This is a genomic window from Paenibacillus planticolens, from assembly GCF_013141725.1.
In the GTDB taxonomy this organism is placed as follows: Bacteria; Bacillota; Bacilli; order Paenibacillales; family NBRC-103111; genus Paenibacillus_E; species Paenibacillus_E planticolens.
Genome location: NZ_WHNZ01000018.1, coordinates 76,268 through 99,789, shown reverse-complemented (window position 1 = coordinate 99,789; position 23,522 = coordinate 76,268). Strand labels below are relative to the sequence as shown.

Annotated in this window: 21 protein-coding genes and 1 pseudogene; all 22 read left to right on the top strand. The window is 43.4% G+C overall.

The genetic code is table 11. The annotated features are described in order from the left end of the window. Nucleotides 1–1,058: pseudogene (locus tag GC097_RS10860) on the top strand (hypothetical protein); the annotation flags it as partial. 328 nt (nucleotides 1,059–1,386) lie between these two features. Continuing rightward, entirely contained in the window at nucleotides 1,387–4,623 is a 3,237-nt protein-coding gene (locus GC097_RS10855; protein WP_171683350.1) for an S-layer homology domain-containing protein, read from the top strand. Between the two features lie 88 nt (nucleotides 4,624–4,711). Then, nucleotides 4,712–5,266, top strand: a complete 555-nt coding sequence (locus GC097_RS10850; RefSeq protein ID WP_171683349.1) for a hypothetical protein — start codon at nucleotides 4,712–4,714, stop codon at nucleotides 5,264–5,266. Between the two features lie 140 nt (nucleotides 5,267–5,406). Beyond that, nucleotides 5,407–5,679, top strand: a complete 273-nt coding sequence (locus GC097_RS10845) for an alpha/beta-type small acid-soluble spore protein (RefSeq protein WP_171683348.1) — start codon at nucleotides 5,407–5,409, stop codon at nucleotides 5,677–5,679. Between the two features lie 335 nt (nucleotides 5,680–6,014). Further along, on the top strand, nucleotides 6,015–7,220 hold the full coding sequence (metK, locus tag GC097_RS10840; RefSeq protein WP_171683347.1) for a methionine adenosyltransferase: 1,206 nt from the start codon (nucleotides 6,015–6,017) through the stop codon (nucleotides 7,218–7,220). Nucleotides 7,221–7,417: 197 nt separating this feature from the next. After that, a complete protein-coding gene (locus GC097_RS10835) occupies nucleotides 7,418–7,798 on the top strand; it encodes a hypothetical protein (protein ID WP_312875647.1) in 381 nt (126 codons plus the stop codon). A gap of 191 nt (nucleotides 7,799–7,989) precedes the next feature. Next, the gene (locus tag GC097_RS10830; protein ID WP_171683346.1) at nucleotides 7,990–10,593 is read left to right on the top strand and encodes a stalk domain-containing protein; all 2,604 of its coding nucleotides are present in this window, start codon (nucleotides 7,990–7,992) and stop codon (nucleotides 10,591–10,593) included. Between the two features lie 87 nt (nucleotides 10,594–10,680). Then, nucleotides 10,681–11,877 (top strand): sensor histidine kinase, encoded by a 1,197-nt coding sequence (locus tag GC097_RS10825; protein ID WP_171683345.1) that lies wholly within the window; start codon nucleotides 10,681–10,683, stop codon nucleotides 11,875–11,877. Continuing rightward, nucleotides 11,855–12,580 (top strand): response regulator, encoded by a 726-nt coding sequence (locus GC097_RS10820; RefSeq protein ID WP_171683344.1) that lies wholly within the window; start codon nucleotides 11,855–11,857, stop codon nucleotides 12,578–12,580. The genes GC097_RS10825 and GC097_RS10820 overlap by 23 nt, the downstream gene beginning before the upstream one ends. Before the next feature lie 65 nt (nucleotides 12,581–12,645). Continuing rightward, nucleotides 12,646–13,041 carry a hypothetical protein gene (locus tag GC097_RS10815; RefSeq protein WP_171683343.1) on the top strand — a complete coding sequence of 132 codons (396 nt, stop codon included), beginning with the start codon at nucleotides 12,646–12,648 and terminating at the stop codon, nucleotides 13,039–13,041. Nucleotides 13,042–13,155: 114 nt separating this feature from the next. Then, the gene (locus GC097_RS10810) at nucleotides 13,156–14,985 is read left to right on the top strand and encodes an ATP-dependent helicase ComFA (RefSeq protein ID WP_246294132.1); all 1,830 of its coding nucleotides are present in this window, start codon (nucleotides 13,156–13,158) and stop codon (nucleotides 14,983–14,985) included. Next, the gene (locus GC097_RS10805) at nucleotides 14,986–15,756 is read left to right on the top strand and encodes a ComFC family protein (RefSeq protein ID WP_171683341.1); all 771 of its coding nucleotides are present in this window, start codon (nucleotides 14,986–14,988) and stop codon (nucleotides 15,754–15,756) included. It begins immediately after the preceding gene. 113 nt (nucleotides 15,757–15,869) lie between these two features. After that, nucleotides 15,870–16,292, top strand: coding sequence for a TIGR03826 family flagellar region protein (locus tag GC097_RS10800; RefSeq protein ID WP_376768380.1), 423 nt, complete (start codon nucleotides 15,870–15,872; stop codon nucleotides 16,290–16,292). Nucleotides 16,293–16,406: 114 nt separating this feature from the next. Next, on the top strand, nucleotides 16,407–16,679 hold the full coding sequence (flgM, locus tag GC097_RS10795; RefSeq protein WP_171683340.1) for a flagellar biosynthesis anti-sigma factor FlgM: 273 nt from the start codon (nucleotides 16,407–16,409) through the stop codon (nucleotides 16,677–16,679). A 36-nt stretch (nucleotides 16,680–16,715) separates the two neighbouring features. Next, entirely contained in the window at nucleotides 16,716–17,213 is a 498-nt protein-coding gene (locus GC097_RS10790) for a flagellar protein FlgN (protein ID WP_171683339.1), read from the top strand. A gap of 49 nt (nucleotides 17,214–17,262) precedes the next feature. Then, nucleotides 17,263–18,708, top strand: coding sequence for a flagellar hook-associated protein FlgK (gene flgK, locus GC097_RS10785; protein WP_171683338.1), 1,446 nt, complete (start codon nucleotides 17,263–17,265; stop codon nucleotides 18,706–18,708). 33 nt (nucleotides 18,709–18,741) lie between these two features. Continuing rightward, complete coding sequence (gene flgL, locus GC097_RS10780; protein WP_171683337.1) at nucleotides 18,742–19,641, top strand: flagellar hook-associated protein FlgL; 900 nt, start codon at nucleotides 18,742–18,744, stop codon at nucleotides 19,639–19,641. A gap of 25 nt (nucleotides 19,642–19,666) precedes the next feature. Further along, nucleotides 19,667–20,236 (top strand): DUF6470 family protein, encoded by a 570-nt coding sequence (locus tag GC097_RS10775; RefSeq protein WP_171683336.1) that lies wholly within the window; start codon nucleotides 19,667–19,669, stop codon nucleotides 20,234–20,236. 72 nt (nucleotides 20,237–20,308) lie between these two features. Next, nucleotides 20,309–20,755 (top strand): flagellar assembly protein FliW, encoded by a 447-nt coding sequence (gene fliW, locus GC097_RS10770; protein WP_171683335.1) that lies wholly within the window; start codon nucleotides 20,309–20,311, stop codon nucleotides 20,753–20,755. Between the two features lie 5 nt (nucleotides 20,756–20,760). Next, the gene (gene csrA / locus GC097_RS10765; RefSeq protein ID WP_171683334.1) at nucleotides 20,761–20,991 is read left to right on the top strand and encodes a carbon storage regulator CsrA; all 231 of its coding nucleotides are present in this window, start codon (nucleotides 20,761–20,763) and stop codon (nucleotides 20,989–20,991) included. 172 nt (nucleotides 20,992–21,163) lie between these two features. Next, nucleotides 21,164–22,783 (top strand): flagellin N-terminal helical domain-containing protein, encoded by a 1,620-nt coding sequence (locus GC097_RS34705; protein ID WP_171683333.1) that lies wholly within the window; start codon nucleotides 21,164–21,166, stop codon nucleotides 22,781–22,783. Between the two features lie 162 nt (nucleotides 22,784–22,945). After that, entirely contained in the window at nucleotides 22,946–23,515 is a 570-nt protein-coding gene (locus tag GC097_RS10755; RefSeq protein ID WP_171683332.1) for a DUF8042 domain-containing protein, read from the top strand. Nucleotides 23,516–23,522: the final 7 nt, after the last annotated feature.

The window sequence follows — 23,522 nt, the reverse complement described above, 5'->3', positions numbered from 1 at the left end:
GCGACGATATCGAATTCCAATTGAAAGATCAGTACGGTAAAGATGTTTCAAAAATCGATTCGGATATTGCAAGTGCAAATGGCCAAAAATCTAACTACCGCGTCAAAGTTGAAGTAACAACAGACGGTGAAGGTACAAACGCAGCACCTAAAGTTGAACATGCAGCAACACCTATTAATGGAGCACCGGCCAATGTAACAACGTACTACTATAACAATGACCAATTGGCTGACTTCAACAAAGGCTTTGACCTAACTTCAACTAAGGATAAAGTAGGAAAAGTTACGGTAAAAGCTGTCGTTGAAAAAGCGACAAATGGTGGAGCTTACTCGGATTACTCATCTGCTGTAACTCGTACTTTCGAAGCAGTGAAGTCGGATACAGCTTTGACGTACTCCATTAATACACTTGGCACGTTGTATGCCGCACAAGACAACTTGAAAGCAGACTTTACAACTGGAGAGAAAGTAACAGCTGGAGCAAGTCAATTTGACAAAAAACTGTCTGTTATTGCGAAAGATTCAGCAGGAAACAAAGTCGTTCTTCCTTCCAACGCTGTACAAGGCATTTCAAGCTCGGATCCATCCGTAGCAACCGTGGCTGTTAATGGTACAGACGCTTATGTCATCGGTAACAAAGCAGGAACAGCTACTGTATCTGCCGTCGTTCTGACAAACAAAGGCGAGACGATTAACCTGACTCAAACGGTAACTGTGAAAGCAGACGCGATCACGGTAGACAAACTTGAAGCAGGAGCAACGACTGCAACGTATAAAGAAGGCAACATGGCCTACGACTACTTCACTGATGGTGATGATACGCTGATGGTAACAGACCAATACGGTATCGAGTACGAGAACGCAGCAATCAACCAATATGATGCTGTACTAGGACTTCGTTACACCGTATCCGTGGTGAGCGGCAGTGGTAATGTAGAAATGAATGCACAAACAGGCGCGATTACACAAATCAATGGCAATGTGCATGAGTTCTTGATCACAGCTATTGCACCGAATGGCAAATCCGTTCAAGTTGCAGTTGCAATGCCACAAAAATAAGAATAAATAAAAAGACCCTTCGGGGTCTTTTTTTATTGCATGAATAAATATTTAAAATATTTTTTTAGAGAAACGCAACTTTTTCTAAAACTGTGCGTTTAATACTTTGAAAACAAGTTAATAATAAGAAGTTATTTCTTTAGCAGTAAGCAATAGCTAAAGTTGCTAAAATAATTCTTTACGACGCTATTCGACCAATGTATAATGTAAATTGGTGTGGGTGTCTATTTTCCTACTTAAAGTTTACTAGTTTCCAATGCGGCCAATAGAGCTGCACGCGAACTTAGTTATATAATGCTCTAACTCTGGGAAGGGGGTGAACCATACAATGAGTGAATCGAGCTCGAATATTGCAAGATCCAAACTAAAAAATAAAACCCAAGATATTCAAGGAGGAGAAAAAAAGGTTATGAAAAAAAGTTTAAAAGTAATCGCTTCTGCAACACTGGCTTTCTCTTTGTTTGCATCCGTAGCAATGGCTGCTGAAACAACTACACCAAGCACTGATACTACAACTACTACAACTGCTCCAGCTGCAGTTAAAACTTCCAAGGATTTCAAAGATCTTGAAGGTTTAGACGCAACTGTACTTGCTAAAATCGACGCTATGCTTGCAAAGAAATACTTTGAAGGTACAGCTGATGATTCCTTCGGTATCAAAGAAAACATGACTCGCGCACAATTCGCGAAAGTTCTTGTTTTGGTTGCTGGCGTCAAAGTTGACGATAGCGTTAAAGTTTCCAGCTTTGAAGATGTAAAAGCGGACGATTCAGCTAACGGCTGGGCAATTCCTTTCATCGAAGCTGCTAAAAAAGCAGGTCTTGTTGATGGTAAAACAGACAAAACTTTTGACCCGGGCGCTAACGTAACTCTTGGTGAGTTCGCTACTGCACTTGTTAAAGGTCTTGGAATCAAACCAGACACTTCAGGTACTCCTTGGTACGCTGACGCTGTTAAACAAGCAGTTGACAAGAAAATCCTTCCAGAAGGTACTGACGGTTCCAAATTGGCTACTCGTGCTGACCTAGTTGTTGGTGCATTCCAAGCTGATGCAGCTATCGCAAACGTTGGTAAAGTATCCGTAACTGAAGCTAAAGCTTCTGGCGTATACAAAGTTGAAGTTACATTCAGCAAAGCGGTTGACACTGATAAAGCTAAATTGGCTTTGACTAAAGGTACATTGGCTGTGGGTACATCCACAACTGCTCCGAAATGGTCCGATGACAAAAAATCCGTAACACTTACAACTGATACTCGTATCTCTGATGGTGATTACACAGTGACTTTGTCTGGCCTTGATGCTGATGCTGTTGAAAAAACAACTGCAACTTTCAAAGCTACTGACGAGCAAGTTTCCAAAATTGACTTTGTAAGTGCGTCCGATACAATCGCGTACAGCAAACATGCTATCATCAAATTGAAAGCAAGCAACCAATATGGTGAAGCAACATCATTGAGTGCTTCCAGCTTCACTGCACTTGTTTCTGGCGTAGCACCGTCAAGCTTCAAAAAAGATGATGATGGTAATCTTGTTATCGATGCTAATGTTAAAGTTGCTGGTGTAACTCAAGGTAATGGTCTTGTTCCAGTTACAGTATATTTTAACAACAGTAATATAACTATTTCCAAAAACTTTAAAGTTGGTACTGTACCGATCCTTACTAAAATTGAGACAGGTGCTACAACTTATTCTAATACTACTACAAACAAACTTACTGCTGAAGGCGATACTGTTTCAGTTGCATTGAAGCTTTTTGATCAATACGGAAACGCTATTGTGAAATCTCAATTTACTGAAATTGATGCAAACACAAATCTCCCAGAGGTTTCAATTTCTACTATTAATCCAGTTGTTACTCCTTACGAGCAACACCTTGTTGTAGTAAAAAGCAGCCCAGTAGTTGCTGAAGATTTCTTTGATGATAATGATAACCCGCGTGTTAAATTGAAATTAGATGCAAAAGTAGACAAAACAGCTGATTATACTGTCAATGTCTATGGAGGTTCTGCATCCGCAACTGCAACCATTAGTGTTGGCGCTGCTAACTTAGCGACTAAAGTTGAGTTTGATACAAGTGGCGTTGTAGCTGCTGCTGGTGACGACAGTGTATTTGTTCCAATCATAGCTACTGATGCTAATGGCAACAAATTAAGCGCACAAGATATCGTTGATAATAAAGCTCGCTTTATTTTCTCTGGTGGTACTGGAGCTGTTCTTCAAGAAACGGGATCTGATAAAGGGAAACTTAAAGTAACTCTAGATCCTGCCATCAGACCTGGAAATTCTGTATATGTTTCCGCTCAAATTAGCCAGTCCCAAACTAACAGTTTCGTGCAAACTAGTCTTCCGATTCAAGATGCTCGTGTGCCAGAAAAAATTACTGTTAAAACAGTACCTGCTGCAAAAGCGATCTTTGGTGCTGATGACAAAGTTGAATATCAATTGAAAGACCAATATGGTAAAGACGTTAGCAAAGTTGCTGCTTCCATTGTGAGTGCAAATGGTCAAACAGGTGCTTTCCAAGTTAAAGCGTATATTACTGTTACTGGTTCCGGAGTGACTGTTGCACCTAAATTTACTACTGTTGTAAATGATGCAGCCGGTAACCCTATTCCAATTCCAACAGCTGATGCTGACGGCAATTATACATTTAACAACGCTCAACTAGTGTACTTTAACAAAGGTTTTGATCTTAACACTTCTCCAAATCAAATAGGAAAAGCGACAGTAAAAGCTGTTATTCAGAAACAAGTTAATGGTGGTGCCTTCTCGGATTACACTTCATCCACAAGCAATTCAATTGAGGCTATTGATTCCAATACTTCATTGACTTATTCCCTGAATACAATCGGAACTCTTTACTCTGCTGTTGACAGCTTGAGCTCAACTGTTAAAGGAAATCATATTGGCACTGCTGATATCACAAATGCACCTACAAGTAAGCTCGCTAAAAAGTTATCAGTAATTGCTAAAGATTCAGCTGGCAATAAAGTGAAACTTCCAGTAAACTTTGTTCGTTCGATTTCATCTTCGAACAATTCCATTATCCTTACTGGAACTAACTTGCTTGATCCAGATCAAACTAGTGTAACTAAAGATGCAAATGGTTATGTTCTTGGAAACAAACCAGGTACTGCTACTGTATCTGCCATTGTGTACACTAACAAAGGTACAACAGTTAACCTAACTCAAGAAGTAACAGTTAAGAACGATGCAATCACTGTTGATTCGATTAAGGCAGATAATGATTCCGCAAGCTTTACTTCGTTAGCATCTCTGAATGGCACTAAAGCTTATACCCTGTTTAACAAACTGCATGTATTTGATCAGTATGGCATTGAGTACACACAACCTGATGATTTATCATCAGATGCTGTTGCTACCTACTATGACATCTTAGGCGTTCAATATACGATTAGTGGTATTCAAGGTACAGGCACTGCCACAATTGATCCAAAAACTGGAGAGATTTCTAACGTAGGTACAGGCGTAACAGAATTCTTAATTACAGCTTTCGCACCAAATGGTAAATCAGTTACTTTCCTTGTTTCAAAGAAACAATAATGTCAAATAGATGAGGACCCTTCGGGGTCCTTTTCTTTTACAGATATTTTTAAATTTTTTAAAATGAGTAAGAAAGAGGACCTGGAGCATGAAATTTACAATTAAAACATCTATTCTATTAGGATTAATCATAATTAGTGTGTCCTTATGTTCTACCTCCCAAGCCGAAGCACCAACCCCCGGCTCGTCCACCGATCCGGTGATCACGAAGAGCTACTTCGATCAGAATACCTTAAGCGAAGCCAAGGTGAAGGATCTCATCGCCTCCGCGATCGCTGCTAGCGCTGGCGGAAGCCAGCCTGGCAGTGGGAGCAACGGAGGCGGCAGCATTACCCCAACGCCAGCGACAATGAAGGTTGTCCAATTAGAAAATGGACAAACGCTTTACGCCGGTGCTGGCACTGAGTTTATCGTTCGCTCCGGCCGGGTTCTAGCCATGAGCAACGATGATAATGGCATCCCGGATGTAACGGGAGGCAAGGATCTACCAGCGGGGACTGAGGTCGCGCTGAACCATCTTTTGATTTTCCCGACTGAGGGACGCGGAATTAAGCCTTCACCGAAAAATACCGCGGACATTTTTGTTATGGTACGCGGCAGTTATTTACTGCTTAATGCAGACGGAAGTACGGCTGCTAAATAAACCTTCTCCATAATTTTACCCATTATGACAACTTCTTATGCGGTTCTAGTTCAAGAATACAGCCATAATAAAGGTGTACCCACAAAGGTCGACTGCGGAGTATTGTTTTTAATAATAAAAACTCTAAGGAGGCGTTTATTATGGCAAGAAACAACAACAAGGTGGTTCCTCAATCAAAAAAGGCACTAGATGTTCTGAAGTATGAAATTGCTGCTGAATTAGGGTTGCCAGTAGGTAAGCATATGTCGTTAAATGCGGATACGGAATTCGCGACGGAGCTGGGATCTATTCCTTCTTCCTCAATGAAAGAGGATTACTGGGGCCACATCTCTTCAAGAGATGCAGGAGCGGTAGGAGGAACAATTACTAAAAGGCTGATTCAACGTGCAGAAGAGGCCCTGTTCTCTCTCTAAATCACTTTGGAATAATTCATAATTTCTTCACGGTTACATTCATTGACACTAGACGACAAATAAAGTAAGATAAATTATTGAAGGTCAATATTTAATTTAACCTTTTCCAATCGGGAAAGGTTCATTTTTTTGTTGTCTTTATTCATTGATTGACTTGCTTGATCTGTTATTTTTACCAGTGCGGAATTCAAAGATCTTGTCAGCGCTTGAGCGCAAAAGAGGGATTCCGTTTGGCGTGAAAAGCTGCCGCTAAAGCCGGGCCCACTTTTTTTCATATAGAGGCATCGAGTAGAAGCTTTTCAAACATACTAAATGAAATTAGGAGGATGAATGATATGACGCAAGTTCGTGGACGTCGTTTATTTACATCCGAATCCGTAACAGAAGGTCATCCGGATAAAATTTGTGACCAAATTTCTGACTCGGTATTGGATGCATTTCTTGCCAATGATCCGAATGCTCGTGTAGCATGTGAGGTATCTGTAGCAACTGGTTTAGTTTTGGTAATCGGTGAGATTACTTCAAGCTCTGAGTATGTGGATATTCAAGCAATTGCAAGACAAACAATCAAGGAAATTGGTTATACGCGTGCAAAATACGGATTTGATTCCCAAACTTGTGCGGTTCTCGTTTCTTTGAATGAACAATCCCCTGACATTGCTCAAGGTGTAGACAGAGCTCTTGAAGCAAGAGAAGGCTCAATGTCCGATGAGGAAATTGAAGCAATTGGCGCGGGCGACCAAGGTCTGATGTTCGGATTCGCGGTTAACGAAACACCTGAGCTTATGCCGCTTCCGATTTCTATTTCTCACCAACTTGCTCGCCGCTTGACAGAAGTGCGCAAAAATGGAACTCTTCCATACCTGCGCCCTGATGGTAAAACACAAGTTACTGTCGAGTACATCGATGATAAACCGGTTCGTGTTGATGCAATCGTTGTATCCACACAGCATGGTGAAGAAGTGACTTTGGAGCAAATCCAAAAAGATATTAAAGAGCATGTTATTGCACCAATCGTTCCAGCGCACTTATTGGATGAGAATACAAACTATTTCATCAACCCAACTGGCCGTTTCGTAATCGGCGGACCTCAAGGGGATGCTGGTTTGACTGGCCGTAAAATCATCGTTGATACGTATGGCGGTTATGCTCGTCACGGCGGCGGTGCTTTCTCTGGTAAGGATCCAACAAAAGTTGACCGTTCCGGTGCATACGCAGCACGCTATGTTGCGAAAAACATCGTAGCAGCTGGACTTGCTGAAAAATGCGAAGTTCAACTAGCTTATGCAATCGGTGTTGCACGTCCGGTATCCATTGCTGTGGATACATTTGGTACGGCTAAAGTGAGTGAAGAGAAGCTCGTTGAGCTGATCCACAATAACTTTGATCTTCGCCCTGCAGGCATCATTAAAGAACTTGACCTGCGTCGTCCGATCTACCGTCAAACAGCTGCATACGGTCACTTTGGCCGCAACGATCTGGATGTTCCTTGGGAGCGCACAGACAAAGCTGAGATTTTGAAGGCTCAAGCTTTAGTTTAGAATAGATAGCAAAGCCGTCCTCTTTTAGGCGGCTTTTTACTTTTGAGGAAACAAGAACACATGTTTGACTTTAACTATGCAAAATGGTAATATATTCATATCCTCCAATAGTTTTTCATCCAGAGCATTTCCTATGGTATACTGGATTTACGATTAAAAGCATCTATTACAAGTAGATGAATCGGGGAGTGACGGAAGTGGATAATGAATTGAAAGAGGCGTTATCAGCCTTGCTGAAAGCCGAGTTTGTACCAGTGTTCAAGGAGCTAGGTAGTATCAATGATCAATTAGGCGGTATCAATACCCGACTCGATGGTATGGACCAACGCTTTGACGGTATGGACCAACGCTTAGACCGCATAGACCAACGCCTAGACGGCATGGACCAACGCTTAGACCGTATGGACCAACGCCTAGACCGACTCGAACTAGAACAAACTCAAATTAAACAGGCTGTTTTGGAAACCAATGAAACGGTAAAACGAATCGAACTCGTCCAAGAACAACAACACGCCATTATTGAACTTTTATCAGCGCGGTCTATCGAACATGAAGCTAAATTAAAACGTATCCTGTAATTTTACAGGTTTTGCATCTCAGGCAGAGAGCAGGCCCAGCTAGGGTTTTGCTCTCTTTTTTTGTTCACTTTTGGAGTATAAATACAACTGTGACCCTATCGTAACTTTTTCCATAGTTTAAGAGTCTATATAAGTATCGTGAAAATGATAGATAATAGAATTAGACTGAAAGAGGAGCGTGGAAAAGCAACATGACGGTACAGAAGCAAGTAGGAATAGGTGCGCTGGCTTGCGCATTGGTGTGGCAATTGGTAGCTGGAACTACGGTAAATGCGGCGGGATCAACGTTGACACTAAGTTCGCAGGAGACGATCACATCAGGCGCAGTCATGAAGAATTATGTGTGGACGACAAGTAGAAGCAATAAGGATGTTTCGGTGAACGCGAATGTGATTGAGGTCGATTTGACGAATCCGAACGTGAAAATAGACGCAATGGCTGGGACGAACACGCAGTTCACGAAAAATCAGAGTGTTTTAGGCATGGTGAAGGATAGCGGCGCAGTAGCAGGTGTAAACGGGGATTTCTTCAATACACAAGCCGAGGGAGTTCCGGAGGGCGCTCAAATTACGAATGGAAAGGTTATGGCGACACCTGCCAAAATATCGGGACTGTACTCTTTTGCTATAACGAAGAATAATCAGCCGATCATTGATATTTTTGATTTCCAGGGGAAGGTCACGGCGAAGGACGGGACATCTTTTGAGCTTGGCGGTGTGAATAAAACGTATTATTGGGACGATAACGATGTTGCAATGATTGCGGATGGACTTTTCCTATATACGAGTGCTTGGGCAATGACACAAAGGGCGGTTGACGGAACGCACGTTCCAACGGAAGCGCTTATCCAAAATGATATTGTGAAGGAAATTGCCGTAGATACGAATATAAAAATGGTTGCTCCTGCGGACGGCTATATTCTCAGAGGCTCTGGCCTGGCACGCGAGTTTATCGTAAATCACCTCAAAGTCGGAGATAAAATCACCACCAAATACGATATTGTTCCACACGATGCTTCCAAAACGTATGATTGGAAAAACTTCAAAATGCTCATCGGCGGTAGCACACTGCTGGTAGATGAGGCGAAGCCGAGTTATTTTACACGAAATATCAATGACTTCAGCGGTTATAGCCCGCGTTCACGAACAGCTATTGGATATTCAAAAGATATGAAGACGGCATACATTATTACCTCTGACCGTAGCGCAGGCAGCGCGGGGATGACGCTTCCAGAGCTTCAACAGTTTATGATCAGTGCCGGTGTTTGGCGGGGAATGGTTCTCGATGGCGGAGGATCCACTCAGATGGTGTCCAGGCCTCTAGGCGATTTTGATCCGAAGCTGGTGAATAAGACGGAAAATGGCAATCAGCGTTCTGTTGTAAATGGTGTAGGCGTATATGCGACCGCGCCTAAAGGTGAGTTGAAAGGTCTTATTTTAAAAGGTCAAAATATTTTATTCATGAATGAGTCAAGCACTTATCAATTTAAAGCATATGATGATTATTATAATCCAATTTCTGTAGACGGTATTGTTCCACAATGGAGTAGTTCTACGGCAAATGGCGGATTCAAAGATAATGTGTACACACCTATAACACCTGGTAAAACGCAAATTATTGCGAAGTCAGGCAAAGGTTCTGCATCAATGGACGTCGAGGTTATCGGCAGAAATCAAATTAATTCGATGAAATTTAATTCGGGCTCTTTTTCATTGACAGAAGGTGGGGATTTCAGGCTGCCGATTACGGTAACCACTAAAAGCGGTGCAACTAGAGAATTGCCTGCAGCTTCAGCAACTTGGGAGCTTAGCGGGGTGAAAGGAAGCTTGAAAGACGGCGTTCTTCACGTTGATAGTGCTTCAGGTTCTCAAGCTGCTCAGGTTATCGCGAGATATGACGGCTTCAGCACGATGGTTACTCTTCCAATAGGACAAGAGAAGGTATGGTATGACTTGGACAAGTCTGCCGTCATGACAACAGGCGATAAATATCCGGCAGAGGTTGTTTCAGCTGTGAATATTGAGCAAGAAAACGGAAATAAGAATTTGGCGATTGCGTATGATTTTACAAAAGGTACAGGCACGAAAGCCGCGTATGCCCGGTTTGATGGCACAAACGGTGTTCAGATTGCAGGCGAACCTGAGTTTATTACGGCGAGGGTTTTTGGGGATGGAAGCTTCAACTGGGTGCGTGCTGAAATTGTTGATGCCAACGGCAAATTGAACTATGTAAGCTTTACGGAAAACATGAACTGGACAGGCTGGCGCAAATTAACGGCTGATGTGTCCGATCTGAAATTCCCGATTAAGCTCAAGAGTGTATACGTAGCTAATCCCGCGAACGGACAGGATGAAAGAGCCTCGAAAGGGAAAATTAATATCGATGATATCTCTTTCATTTATAAGGGACAGTTGGCAGGTCTGCCGAAAAGTTCAGTGAAGCTCACGGTCAATAAGAAACAAGTAACCGTAAACGATAAAGCTATGACGTTAGAGCAAGCTCCAACGATTGTGAATGACAATACGCTTATTCCAATTCGTTTTGTAACGGAAGCTCTTGGCGGTAATGTGAAGTGGGATGATGCCGAACGGAAGGTAACCGTTATTCGCGGGGATAAGCTAATTGACCTCTGGATTGATAATGCGGATTTACTGGCTAATGGGGACCGTGTCACAGCGGAGGTAGCACCAAAAATTATGAATAATGTGACCATGGTGCCACTGCGTTTGATTTCTGAGAAATTAGGGTTTAAAGTAGGCTGGGATCCCAAGAATTACGGGATTACAATCGAATAAATAGTGCTAGAAGTTCAATTCAAATTGAAAGAACTATGGTACAATATGGGGTAGACTAATTTCTAATATTGTTCACTAAAAAGGAGCATGTTTCATTTGCAGCCAGACGCTATAGATCGTGTCATAAAAAACGCAATTAACGTCATGGAGAGCAGCAAGTATCAGATGTTTGAGATCGCTGAAGCTTCCCGCTTAGAGAAAGAATCGCTTACTCGTGAACTTGAGGAAATAAAGTATGAAACGAGCATCACGATTGAGTTGGTCGACAAGCTAGAGAAGGATTACAAGCGCTCCCGCATTCGACTCACGGAAGTCAGCCGTGACTTTAATAAATACCGTGAGGAAGATATCAAGGTTGCTTATGAAGCGGCTATTGCCTTTCAATTACAGCTTACTATTGCCAGGGAAAAAGAAAATAATCTGAAGACCAGACGCAATGACCTGCAGGTGCGAACTAAGAATGTAGACAAGCAGGTAGAGCGGGCTGAAACGATCGTTTCTCAGATGAATGTAGTGTTAGAATACTTATCCGGAGATCTCAATCAGGTCACTCGCATATTAGAATCGGCTAAAAACAGGCAGCTGCTTGGTTTGAAAATTATTCTGGCACAAGAGGAAGAGCGAAAGCGTATAGCGCGTGAAATTCACGATGGCATGGCTCAGACCTTGGCGAACGTCGTGCTTCGTACAGAAATTGCGCAGCGCATGCTTATAAAAGAGGACATCCCCGCAGTGAAGGAAGAACTAGTTGATTTAAAGGGACAAGTCAGAGGGGGGCTTGAAGAAGTTCGGAAGATCATCTTCAATCTCCGCCCAATGGCGCTTGATGACCTAGGCATCGTACCGACACTACGCAAGTATGTTCAAGATTTTGAAGAGAAGTATCGAATTCGTACGCAATTCAATCTCGTAGGCAAGCAGACTCGCATTCCCTCAGGGCTTGAAATTGCGATTTTCCGACTGGTGCAAGAAGCTCTATCTAATGTAATAAAACATGCGAAAGCAACTTTCTTATCTGTTGAGCTAACACTGGAACCTGATCAAGTACAAATCTACGTTGTAGATAATGGGGTCGGCTTCGATGTGCCGCAAACAGAGCAGAAAATAGCTAAAGGGAATAATTTCGGGCTGCTGGGTATGCGTGAGCGTGTCGAGCTGCTGGAAGGCACAATGATAATTGATTCCGCGAAAGATTCCGGAACCAAAATTAAAATGCTAATCCCTATCGGCGGCGGTGCAGAGAACAAGGAGGAAAATCAAAATGGACAACACGGCGAGTCATAAGCGCAATGTACGAATTGTTATTGCGGACGATCATCAGCTGTTTCGCGAAGGTGTTAAACGGATCATCAATATGGAAGATGATATGGAAGTCATCGGTGAGTGCGGCGACGGAATCCAGGTTATTGAGCTTTGCAATCAAATCACGCCGGATATTGTTCTCATGGACATTAACATGCCGCTTGAGAACGGCGTAGTTGCAACAGAACGCTTAAAGCTTATTTTTCCTGATATTAAAGTTATCATTCTTTCCCTGCATGATGATGAGAGCTATGTGTTCGAGACCCTCCGCAAAGGAGCCTCGGGTTATTTGCTTAAAGATATGGAAGCAGAGTCGCTCATTAATGCAATCCGCTCCGTAGTAGCTGGTCATGCTTATATTCATCCGAAAGTTACAGGCAAGCTAATCAATCAGCTTAGACGCATGACATATTTAGATGATGTCGGAGTGGTTGGTTCAGGCCAAGGCGCTAAGGAATCTGCAATTAAGTACATACATAATACCAATAGTCCACTTACCAAACGGGAAGCTGAAGTTCTGCGTCTCATGGCAGAGGGCAAAAGCAATAAGCTAATTGGAGAGTTCCTCTATATTAGTGAAAAAACGGTGAAAAACCATGTCAGTTCCATTCTCCAGAAGATGGAAGTGGATGACCGTACACAAGCGGTTATTATTGCGATTAAGAATGGTTGGGTAACCCTGTAGGACTCCCTTTGTTGGAACCCCTCTACTTTTTGCGGCATACACTGCAAATAAGGGAGGGATCCGCTATGTGGATTGGATTGCTTTGGATCTTGGGTTGCTACGGGATTAGTATCGCTGTGCTTCACCTATGGTTCGGTGCTCGCAAGGGTAGAAATAAGAAGCCGGCTAAAGTTCTGCTTGTCACCAAAAATAATCAAAATCAAATTGAATGGTATATTCGCTCACTTTTTTTCTTCTCTGGATTAAAAGGCTACGAAGTTACGGCAACGATATTCGATGAAGGGTCATCTGACGATACGAGGCAAATCATTGAGCGATTATCTCATACCCATTTGCTTGAGCTTAGATATCATACGGAATATGATGCAGTTGATCAATTCATGAGTCAACATGCTGGGGAACCTTTTGTTGTTGTGCATCTCAGCAATAGGGAGGACCTCGTGAAGATCCCTGTCGGTTAGCTGGAATTGCTAACAGACGGCATTTCCAAAAAGAGAGTAAGGTGGGCAATGAAGGTTCAACTTTACGCAGTTTGTTTGAATAAAGAGTGGGAATGGCATTTGACTATTCACCCTATGACGGACATTCAATATTGGTTCGAGCAATACGCAGCCGACGCCGGCCTCGTACTGTTCGAACCTTTTATTTCGTTAGGGCAAGGTGTGCGAATGCTGCACAAGCTCAGTTCTGCTAGTTCAGTGCTGGTAGGGGAGAATGATAAGGGAATGCTGCATCATTTTCGTCATGTAGCGAAAGAATGCGGTCTGCGGAATAGTGAGTCTTTTGAAATGGGGAAAAATTCATCTGAGATGCTGAAGCAAGAAAAGGTTCCGAAGGTGAAGTTAGACTCGGAGGTCTATGCCAAACTTGTAGCAGCTTGCACCGGAAGGGCGCTGCTTATTGAAGAATTTGAGCAGCTGTTGGAAGCATCGGGCATTGGGCTTGGCGTTGGAGAAGCGTGGCCGAGCTATCTTCAGCTTGCTCACCTTAACGGTGATGTAACGTTGGAGAACGGTCTTCGAATGGAAGAGTTCCGAGACTGGGGAAGGATGTTTAGGACGAGGATGGCTTATTGCTGCAGGCGGTGCGGCAGCTCGGATGAGCAGATGTTTTGGGCGTCATGTCAGCATTGCGGACAAGATTGTCCTTACTGCGAGGCTTGTTTGACCATGGGGCGGACCAGATTTTGCTCGCTGCTTATTCTTGGTATACCAAGGGATAACCGTATTAAGTCTCTACCGGAACAAAAGTTTGCTGACGAAGGCCTAGCTCAGGAGAATCTTCAAGCCTATATCGAACCCTGGGGGCTTAGTGAAGCTCAGGCTCGGGCTTCTCTGGAAGGGCTGCGCTTTATATGCGGCGAGAAGTCTAAAGTTGGGAAATCACCGCTATCTCAAGCTCCCCGGCGGTTTCTGATCTGGGCGGTTACCGGCGCCGGTAAGACAGAAATGATATTTCCCCTCGTTCATCATACAGTGGCCAATGGAGGACGTGTCCTCATCGCAACCCCGCGCAAAGACGTGGTGCTGGAGCTGCAGCCTCGAATTGCGCGAGCTTTTAGCGGTTGTAGTGTAGTGACGCTTTATGGCGGCAGCCAGCAGCGATGGGAGCAGGGGGTAATCACGATCGCTACGACGCATCAGCTTATTCGGTTTCATGAGGCATTCGACCTCGTTATTATCGATGAGATTGATGCCTTTCCTTATCATAACAATCCGATGCTTACTTATGCGGCTGCAAAAGTTTGCAAGCCAAGTGGTGTTAATATTCTACTTTCGGCTACACCGCCGAAAATCACCAGGCAGGAAGCTGAGCGTGGCCGATTGCCTCACGTAAGGGTTTCGGTGCGTTTTCACAAAAATCCCTTGCCGGTTCCGGAGCGCATAGCTGTCTCATCTCTAAATAAATTAATACCGTCTCGCAATTTACCCAATTTGTTGCTTGCAAAGCTGCTGGTTTCCGTTGAACGTGGTGCACAGTTGTTTGTTTTTGTTCCCAGCATACAGTTGGTGGAGCCTATGGTGAATTTGCTAAGGGCAAAGTTAAATCAGGGAGGCAACACGGTGTGTGTCGAAGGAACTTCATCGAAGGACGCTGCTCGTGCTGAAAAAGTCCAACGCTTTCGAAACAGGGACTTACAATTGCTGGTGACAACAACGATTCTGGAACGAGGAGTCACTGTACCCAAGTCGGATGTATTTATCCTGGATGCCGACTCCAAGTTATTTGATGAAGCAGCCCTCGTTCAAATGGCAGGGCGGGCTGGCAGGTCAAAAGACGATCCGGCAGGAATGGTTTATTTTGCAGCAAAAGAATTTACTCACTCACAAAAGGAGGCTATTCGACAAATACAGAAAATGAACCGCATCGCGCGCAAACAGGGCTATTTTGAGAGGGGGAAATGAATGAGGGATTGGAGAGCTTGGCTGGAAGGAATGAGGATTGCGGTCTATTCGCTGCTTAGTTCTATGAAGAAGGAGTGCCTAGTTTGTAAACAGACTAAGCTGATCCGACTTGAGCAGTTAGGGCTTTGCGATTCGTGTTATGCGCGGATTCCCTGGATTCGAGAAGTGCTTTGCCAAATATGCGGAAGAGGGGAGGTATGCTATGACTGTCAAAGAAGGCAGCACGCTTATTTCTCGCAAAGCCGCAGTGCGGTAAGATATGATGAAACGATGAAAGAGCTTTTAGCCCGTTACAAATACCGAGGGGACGAACGGCTCAAAGCCGTTATTGGCAGCATGCTCGTCCATGCTTATCACTTATTGCAACATGAAAGGGAGAAAAGAATTATCGAGGCGATTCCTGTTCAGGAGCTTATCACATTCGTACCTGTAAGTGAGCGCAGGTTGCTGGAACGCGGTTTTAACCAAGCAGAGCAGATGGCTATCGAGTTAGGCAGAATAACCGGACTTCCCGTTGTGACTCTTCTTCATCGATCCAAACATACGGATAAACAAAGCTTCAAGAAGAGGAGTGAGCGGCTGGACGATTTAGCGCATGTTTTTGAGATGAACGAGATGTTCCTGGATCAATTTACGAGCTATCAGGCAGCTTCGTACGTCATATATATCGTGGATGATGTCTACACAACCGGAAGTACTATGAATCAGTGCGCTAAAGTTTTATCTGAGTGCCTGCCGGTAAAAGTATTCGGGATAACATGGGCGAGGTAGAAGGAATAACAAACGCGAACGTCTTAAAAATAGTGATATGCAAACGTTGTCGTATTGCTGTAAACTGGAATTAAATATGGGGTGTTTGGGAACAATGAAAGGGGTGCCATATAATGGGCATGAATGTCGCTAATTGTCCACGTTGTGGGAAGATTTTCGTTAAGGGATTTGCTGAGGTGTGCCCGAACTGTTTAAAGGACTTGGAGCAGCAGTACGATAAATGCCTGAAGTATCTGCGTGCAAACAAAGGTACTAACATAAATGAGTTAAGCGAAGCTACGGACGTATCCATCAAACAGATTACGAAATTTATTCGTGAGGGTCGAATTTCTATCGTCCATGCTCCCAATATGGCTTACCCTTGTGAAGTGTGCGGGACCTTGATTCGCGAGAATACGATCTGTGAACCTTGTCGGATGAAGCTTGTGAAGGATGTTAGGAATACGGAAGAAGATGAGCGACGGAGAGCGGAGCAGGCTGAGAGGGGCGGCAATGTGAGCTTTAAGATTCAAGAACGCTTACGGGACCGCCATTAATTTAGAAATAGGACAGCAAAGATATAAAGTTTCATATAAGAGATGCCGATAATAGATCTAAAGATTATCGGCATTTTGTTTTTTTAGGTCTGAGAACATAGGAGTTGTTAGGGTATGAAAATTAATGAAAATCAACGAATCGGAGCGATTAATCCTTATAAAAAAGCAGGGGATTCCGCATATACTCAAGCTGCCGGCAAGAAAGGCAAGCCGAAGGATCAAGTGGAGATTTCGGCGGAAGCGAAAGAGCTCTTAGGGGCTTCAGGAACAGCTCGTACGGAAGAGCAGACGCTTCGCATTGAACAACTGAAATCATCAGTGGCAGCGGGGACTTACCGTGTTGATGCGGCTAAATTAGCAGAAAAAATTCTTCCTTATCTGAAATAAGGAAATACATCCAAGATAGAAGCAGGTGACGATCGTATGTCCATACAGCCTTTGCTGGAAACGATGGATAAGCTTCAAGAAGCGCATGAGGCATTGCTTGAGCTTGCCAAGGTGAAAACGCCGATTCTTGTTAGCAATGACATCGATCAATTGAACATGATTGTTAATCGAGAAAACAAGTGGGTAAGAGCGATTGCAGAGGCGAATCAGCAACGGATTCAAATCATCGGCTCCTACTTAATATCGAGAGGATATAATCCTAACCCCAAGATTACGGTCGGCGATTTAATCAAAGTTATTTTTAAGGCTGAAGAGAAACAAGCGCTGATGGATGCACAACAGAAGCTGCTTGCTACGATAGAGGAATTGAAACAGAACAACATCATTAATCAACAGCTTATTGAGCAGTCATTGTCATTCGTTAATTACTCCCTTGATTTAGTTATTGGCCCGCCGGAGGATGATCTTGTTTACAGGAACCCGAATCAGGCAAAGAGCGGAAATCGTCTTGGGATGTTTGATCGAAGAGGCTAGTGTCTGGATAGAATCAGAATAACCATATGGGGCATAGGAGAGGGAAATCATGAGATCGACTTTTGGCGGAATTGAAATATCCAAGCGGGGGATCCTTACACAACAAGCCGCATTGACAACGGCCGGACATAACGTAGCCAATGCTAACACGCCTGGCTTTTCACGCCAGGTTGTCAAAATGGTTGCCGCAGAGCCCATTGAGGCACTAAGCTTGCAGCGCTCGACTATCCCGGGGCAAATGGGACAAGGTGTTATGTTTACCGAGGTGAGCCGGATTCGTGAAGCTTTCCTAGATAAGCAATATGCGAATGAGAATAAAAGTTTAGGTGAATGGACGGTTCGCCAAGATACATTGGAGAAGCTGGAAGCCATTATCAACGAACCGTCGGACACAGGTCTGCGCCAGGTACTCGATAACTTCTGGAATGCGTGGCAGGAGCTGAGCAAGCAGCCGGATAATCTGGAGACAAGGGCTGTTGTTAAGGAAAGTGCACTTGCTGTTACGGATGCATTCAATCACGCTGCGAAGCAATTGAAGGATCTAGGGTCGGATTTGAAAGACAACATGACTGTTAAAGTCACACAAGTCAATACGACATTGAAGCAGATTGCCGAGCTAAATACGGAAATTTTCCGAATCGAAGGCCTTGGTAATAACGCGAATGATCTTCGGGATCAACGGGATTTGCTTGTTGACGGGTTGTCCAAGGTCATCAATGTTACCGTGCAAGAGGAATCTGGAGGTTACCATGTAAAAATGGGGAATCAGGATCTTGTTGTTGCTAGCACACCAACGGAGTTTGATGAGGCTCTGGCTAGTTCGGCATATCCGGCTGATTTGAACAGTGGTGAGCTCTACGGGTTAATGCTGTCTGATCAACGTTACGTCACAGAATATAAGAATCAGTTGAACTCCATGGTTTCTACCATTGTCACAGCCGTTAATGACATGCATAAGCAAGGTTATACACTGCAAGATCCTCCGACCAAAGGAGGGGACTTCTTCGTACCGATCGCTGATTTTAACACTGCTGCAGAAACGGTTCAGGTAAGCTCGAACATTACGGATAACGTGGAGCGAATCGCCGCTTCCGGTAAAACATATACAGATGCTAACGGTGTAGAGCGTGTCGTAAAAGGTAACAATGAGCTGGCATTGAAACTCGCGGGCATTAAGAATACGAAGTACAACTTCGATGGTTCGGGCGTCACCAAAATCATCCTAAATGGCGGTACATTCGACGAATTCCTTCGCGCGGTAGTGTCGGAAATTGGCGTTCAGACGCAAGAGGCACAGCGTCAGGTTTCGAATCAGAAGATTCTCGTTGATCAAGTGGATGCTAGACGCCAATCGGTTAGCGGTGTTTCCTTGGATGAAGAGATGGCCGACATGATTAAATATCAGCACGCTTATAACGCAGCAGCCCGTGCCCTTACAACTTTCGATGAAATGCTTGACAAAGTTATCAATTCAATGGGTACGGTAGGCAGATAGTAGCTTGACACACTTGATATGAGGTGAAATAAGATGGCATTACGCGTTACGCAAGGCATGCTCAATACACAATTGCTGCGCAATTTAAATACGAATTTATCTCGGATGGATAAACTGCAAGATCAGCTTTCAACAGGTCGCAGAATCAATAAGCCGTCAGACGATCCGGTTGGAATCAGCTTCTCTATGCGTTATCGCAGTGAGCTCGAAACTAACGACCAGTATCAAAGAAACGTAGATGCTACGGTGTCGTTTTTAGATTATACGGATACCATGTTGGACCAGACGGGGCAGGTTATGCAAAGAGCGCGTGAGCTGGCTGTAGCTGCTGCCAATGGGACAAATTCAGAAGAGTCACTGAACGCGATGAAGATTGAGATTGATCAGTTATACAATCAGTTGACCAATATCGGGAACAGCCAATTTAACGGCAAGTATATTTTCAATGGGCAAATTACGGATAAACCCCCTTTTCCTGACCCAGATAATGCAGCTAATGCTGTAACGGACAATGGCGAGATTAAGTTCGAAATCGGCGCAGGCGTTCAAATTGCAATGAACAAGACGGCCGAGCAGGTGTTTGGTGCATCCGGCATGCAAAATAATGCTTTTCAGATATTAAAAGATCTGTCTACTTCGTTATCGACAAACAACACGTCAGGTATTCAGAAGTCAATTGAACTCATGGATGCACGAATGAGCGGAGTTCTAGGGGCTAGGGCAGATATCGGGGCAAAAACAAACCGGGTACAGCTTGCCGAGGATCGCCTCAAGGATATTGGCATTAACCTGCAAAGTTTGCAGTCCAAGACGGAGGATGCGGACATGTCGCTTGTTATAACCAACTTAAAAATGGAAGAAAATGTATATCAAGCCTCATTGTCTGCAGGATCTAAAGTTATTGTACCAACGCTAGTGGATTTCCTTCGCTAATAATCTCAAATAGGAGGCGGTTGTGATGCCTAGTATTCCTCAAATACAAATAAGCCAGCAGCCGGCTCTCATCGGGATCGACGCAGACCTTGGGCAGCAGGACATCAGGCAGCCGCGTGCTACGTATGAGATGCAAGTGGAACGGCCTAAACTAGATATCCGTCAGCCGAGGGGCGAGCTTGAAATTGATCAAAGCCGCGCTTGGGACGCACTAGGCCAAGGTCCAATCCTCACGGCTTTAAGCCGGATTTATTCTCAGTGCCACGAGATTGCGATGCAAGGCATTGCCCGCCGGGTTGAAGACGGTAATCGCATGGCAGCTATCCACTTGGGTGGGAATGCGATTGCTGAAATTGCAAAAGACTTAAGCATCAGTCGTCCGCAGTTTGATTATTATGGCGAAGCAGGCTACGATAATGTCGATATTACATATACTGCGCACAAAGCAGAAATAAACGTTACGGATGGTAAAATCAACGTGAATGCTCAAGTGAATAATCCCGAGATTGACTACACTCGCGGGAAACTTGACATTTATATGCGGCAGTACCCTAAGGTAGAAATTACACCGCCACAAATTGATTTCAGAACATAAAGCGTTATAATCAGGCTATAGATGATTTCTATGGCTTTTTTTATTTTAAAATGTATTGAAGGAGCTTGAGACATGCACATTTCTACTTTGTTCTTTGGCGAGTTAGACGTTCAAGAGTCCGAAGTTGTTACATTTACGCAAGGTGTTCCAGGATTCGAGGGGTTAACAAAGTTTACTTTGGTTCAACCTGAAGATAGCGCTCCATTCTCATACATTCAGTCCGTTCAGAACGGCGATCTTTCATTTCTTGTAACGGATCCTTTTCTATTTTTCAAAGAGTATGACATTCATCTATCCGATAGCTTACTGGAGGAATTAAAAATTGAGACAGCTGATGATGTTATCGTCTGGTCTGTCGTTACGGTAAACAGTGATTTTACTAAATTTACTTTGAATCTTTTGGCTCCGATCATTTGGAATGTGAAATCGAAGATGGCTAAGCAAGTTATTCTGCATGATTCTGAATATAACGTCAAACATGAAATTGTGTTGGGTGAAGCAGCGCAAGTGGAGGGGTGAGGAGCATGCTGGTTCTGGCTAGGAAAAAAGGCGAGTCGATCATGATCGGCGATCAAATTGAAATTGTCATACTTGGCAGCGAAGGTGACACGATTCGTGTCGGCATAAAGGCTCCGAAGCAAGTAGAAGTGTTTCGAAAGGAAATATTTCAGCAAATCCAGGAGTCGAATAAAGAAGCTACAGCTAGTTCAATTAGTCCAATGAACCTAAGTAAACTAATGAATAGATCCAAATAAATGAAAGTGTCGGCCACAAGTCGACATTTTTTTTATTTTAGCTATAAACTTTGGGAAACGCTTAGACGATATATATATCATTGGGACAACAAGCTGGGCGGCCGACCTGCTTGTAAACCTACAAATAAATCCACATGGACGTGGATCAAACGAACCTTCAGGAGGAAGAAAAATGAGAATTAATCACAATATCGCAGCAGCGAACACTCACCGTCAATTGACTGGTAACACAGCAGCAGCAAGCAAATCCCTTGAGAAATTGTCTTCCGGTCTTCGCATCAACCGCGCTGGCGACGATGCAGCAGGTCTAGCAATCTCCGAGAAAATGAGAGCACAAATCCGTGGTTTGGATATGGCTGCTAAGAATGCTCAAGACGGTATCTCCTTGATCCAAACAGCTGAGGGTGCATTGAACGAAACTCACTCCATCCTTCAACGTATGCGCGAATTGGCTGACCAATCCGCAAACGGAACGAACACAGCTGACGACCGTGCAGCTCTTCAAGAAGAGGTTAAACAGCTGAAAGACGAAATCGACCGTATCGGTAACACAACTGAGTTCAATACTCAGAAGTTGTTGAATGGTAACTTGAAATCTGCTGGTGGCGCGAATGTTGCTGTTGATACAACAACAGGTGCACAAATCGCTAAACTGACTGCCGGAAAAGCAACAGGTTCCGGTACTATGGCCTCTGGTAAACCGGCGGATGCTAACTTTATCGAAGAAACTATCAAAATTGATGGTTCAGAGATTAAAGTTCAATGGCAGAACCTAACTACTGATGAGAGAAATGTTCTGAAAGGTATCTCGACTGATACTAGCACTCAAAACAAAGCTAAAGATTTGATTGTACAAAAAATCAATGAAGCAATCGATGCATCCGGTAAGAATGTTGCTCACATCACTGGATACGTTGATACTGCTGGCAAACTAGTTCTTGAAAGTGGATCAAAAGGTATCGATTCCAGTATTGATACTAGCCTTACTGCAAATGCAGTCCTAAATGATAAAATCATGGGTGCAGCTGGCGGTACATCTGCTGCTGGTACTACAAACTACAACGGTACTGCGATTGCAAGTGGATCAACGTTCATGATGAAGCTTGCAGGTACTAATATGGAGATTACTATTTCAGGTATCGGAAGTAATGATACTATGGCTAGTGTTGCTCTTAAATTGCAAACAGCTATCAATAATGCAATTTCCGGTGCAAACGGAGTATCCAAATTGACTTCCGGTCAAGAAGGATTCATCACAGATGTCCAAGTAAATGTAAGCTCCGATGGTAGACTTTTAGTAACAAATGAGAATGGGCCACTCGTTCTTTCTGATAAAACAGGAAAATCGTTCGTTCAAGATCTTGGTTTGAGTCAAGCACAAACCGAAGCTACTGGTAATGGTGGTGTAACATTCCAAATTGGTGCAAACCGCGGTCAAACGATTAGCTTCGGAATCGGCGATATGCGTACAGCTGCTCTTGGATTGTCCGCTGTAGATATCTCCACAGCAAGTAGTGCATCCCAAGCTTTGACTTCTTTGGATTCTGCTATCAAAAACGTATCCGCTACACGTTCCAAAATGGGGGCAGTACAAAACCGTTTGGAGCATACAATCAACAACTTGCAAACAGCTTCTGAGAACTTGACTTCAGCTGAATCCCGTATCCGTGATGTTGATATGGCAAAAGAAATGATGGATTTCACGAAAAACAACATTCTCTCTCAAGCTGCACAAGCTATGCTTGCACAAGCTAACCAACAACCACAAGGCGTACTTCAACTGCTGCGTTAATATTAAGATAGAAAAGGGGTTCCCTAAGATGGGGACCTCTTTTTTTAGTCTTGAAGTAACACTTTTTTAAAAGAAAACTTTAAAAACTATAGTAAATCTACATTTATATACCTTAAATACCGATATAGATAATACTAGGAATGTTAAATTAGGGGGCAGCATATGAAGCTTACGATTAATGATGAAATTTGGAACTTTGAGAATAACGATCTTTCTTATACTAATTTATTCACTTTAATTGAGAATCTCGCTGAGAGTAAATCTCTGGTTTTTAGTCATATTCTTGTAGATGGTCAATTATTCGAAGAAATTGATGAAGAGATTTGGATTAAAGTTAGTAAGGATATGAATGAGGTGCAAGTAATAATGAAACCAGAAGCAGAGATTACTAAGGATGTATTGCTTGCTATTCAATCATACTTAAAGAGAGCAAAGGACGAATTGCGTATTCTAGCTAAGCAATTCCATCAAGGCCCTAAAAGTGAGACTTGGGTGCAATTTTCATTACTGATGGAGGGACTTGAATGGCTTATGACAGCCTTTCAGAAGTTATCCTATTTAAATAAGAACTCACAGATAGAGACGTATCAAGTAATTAATACATTAAGTAAGATAATTTCAGAATTAGGTGAAGCTCTGGAAGTAAAGGATTTTGGCTTGATAGGGGATCTTATTGAGTACGAATTAGAAACGCTTTTTGAAAAGTATATTAGCGAATATAACGAAAATTGAGGAAGTT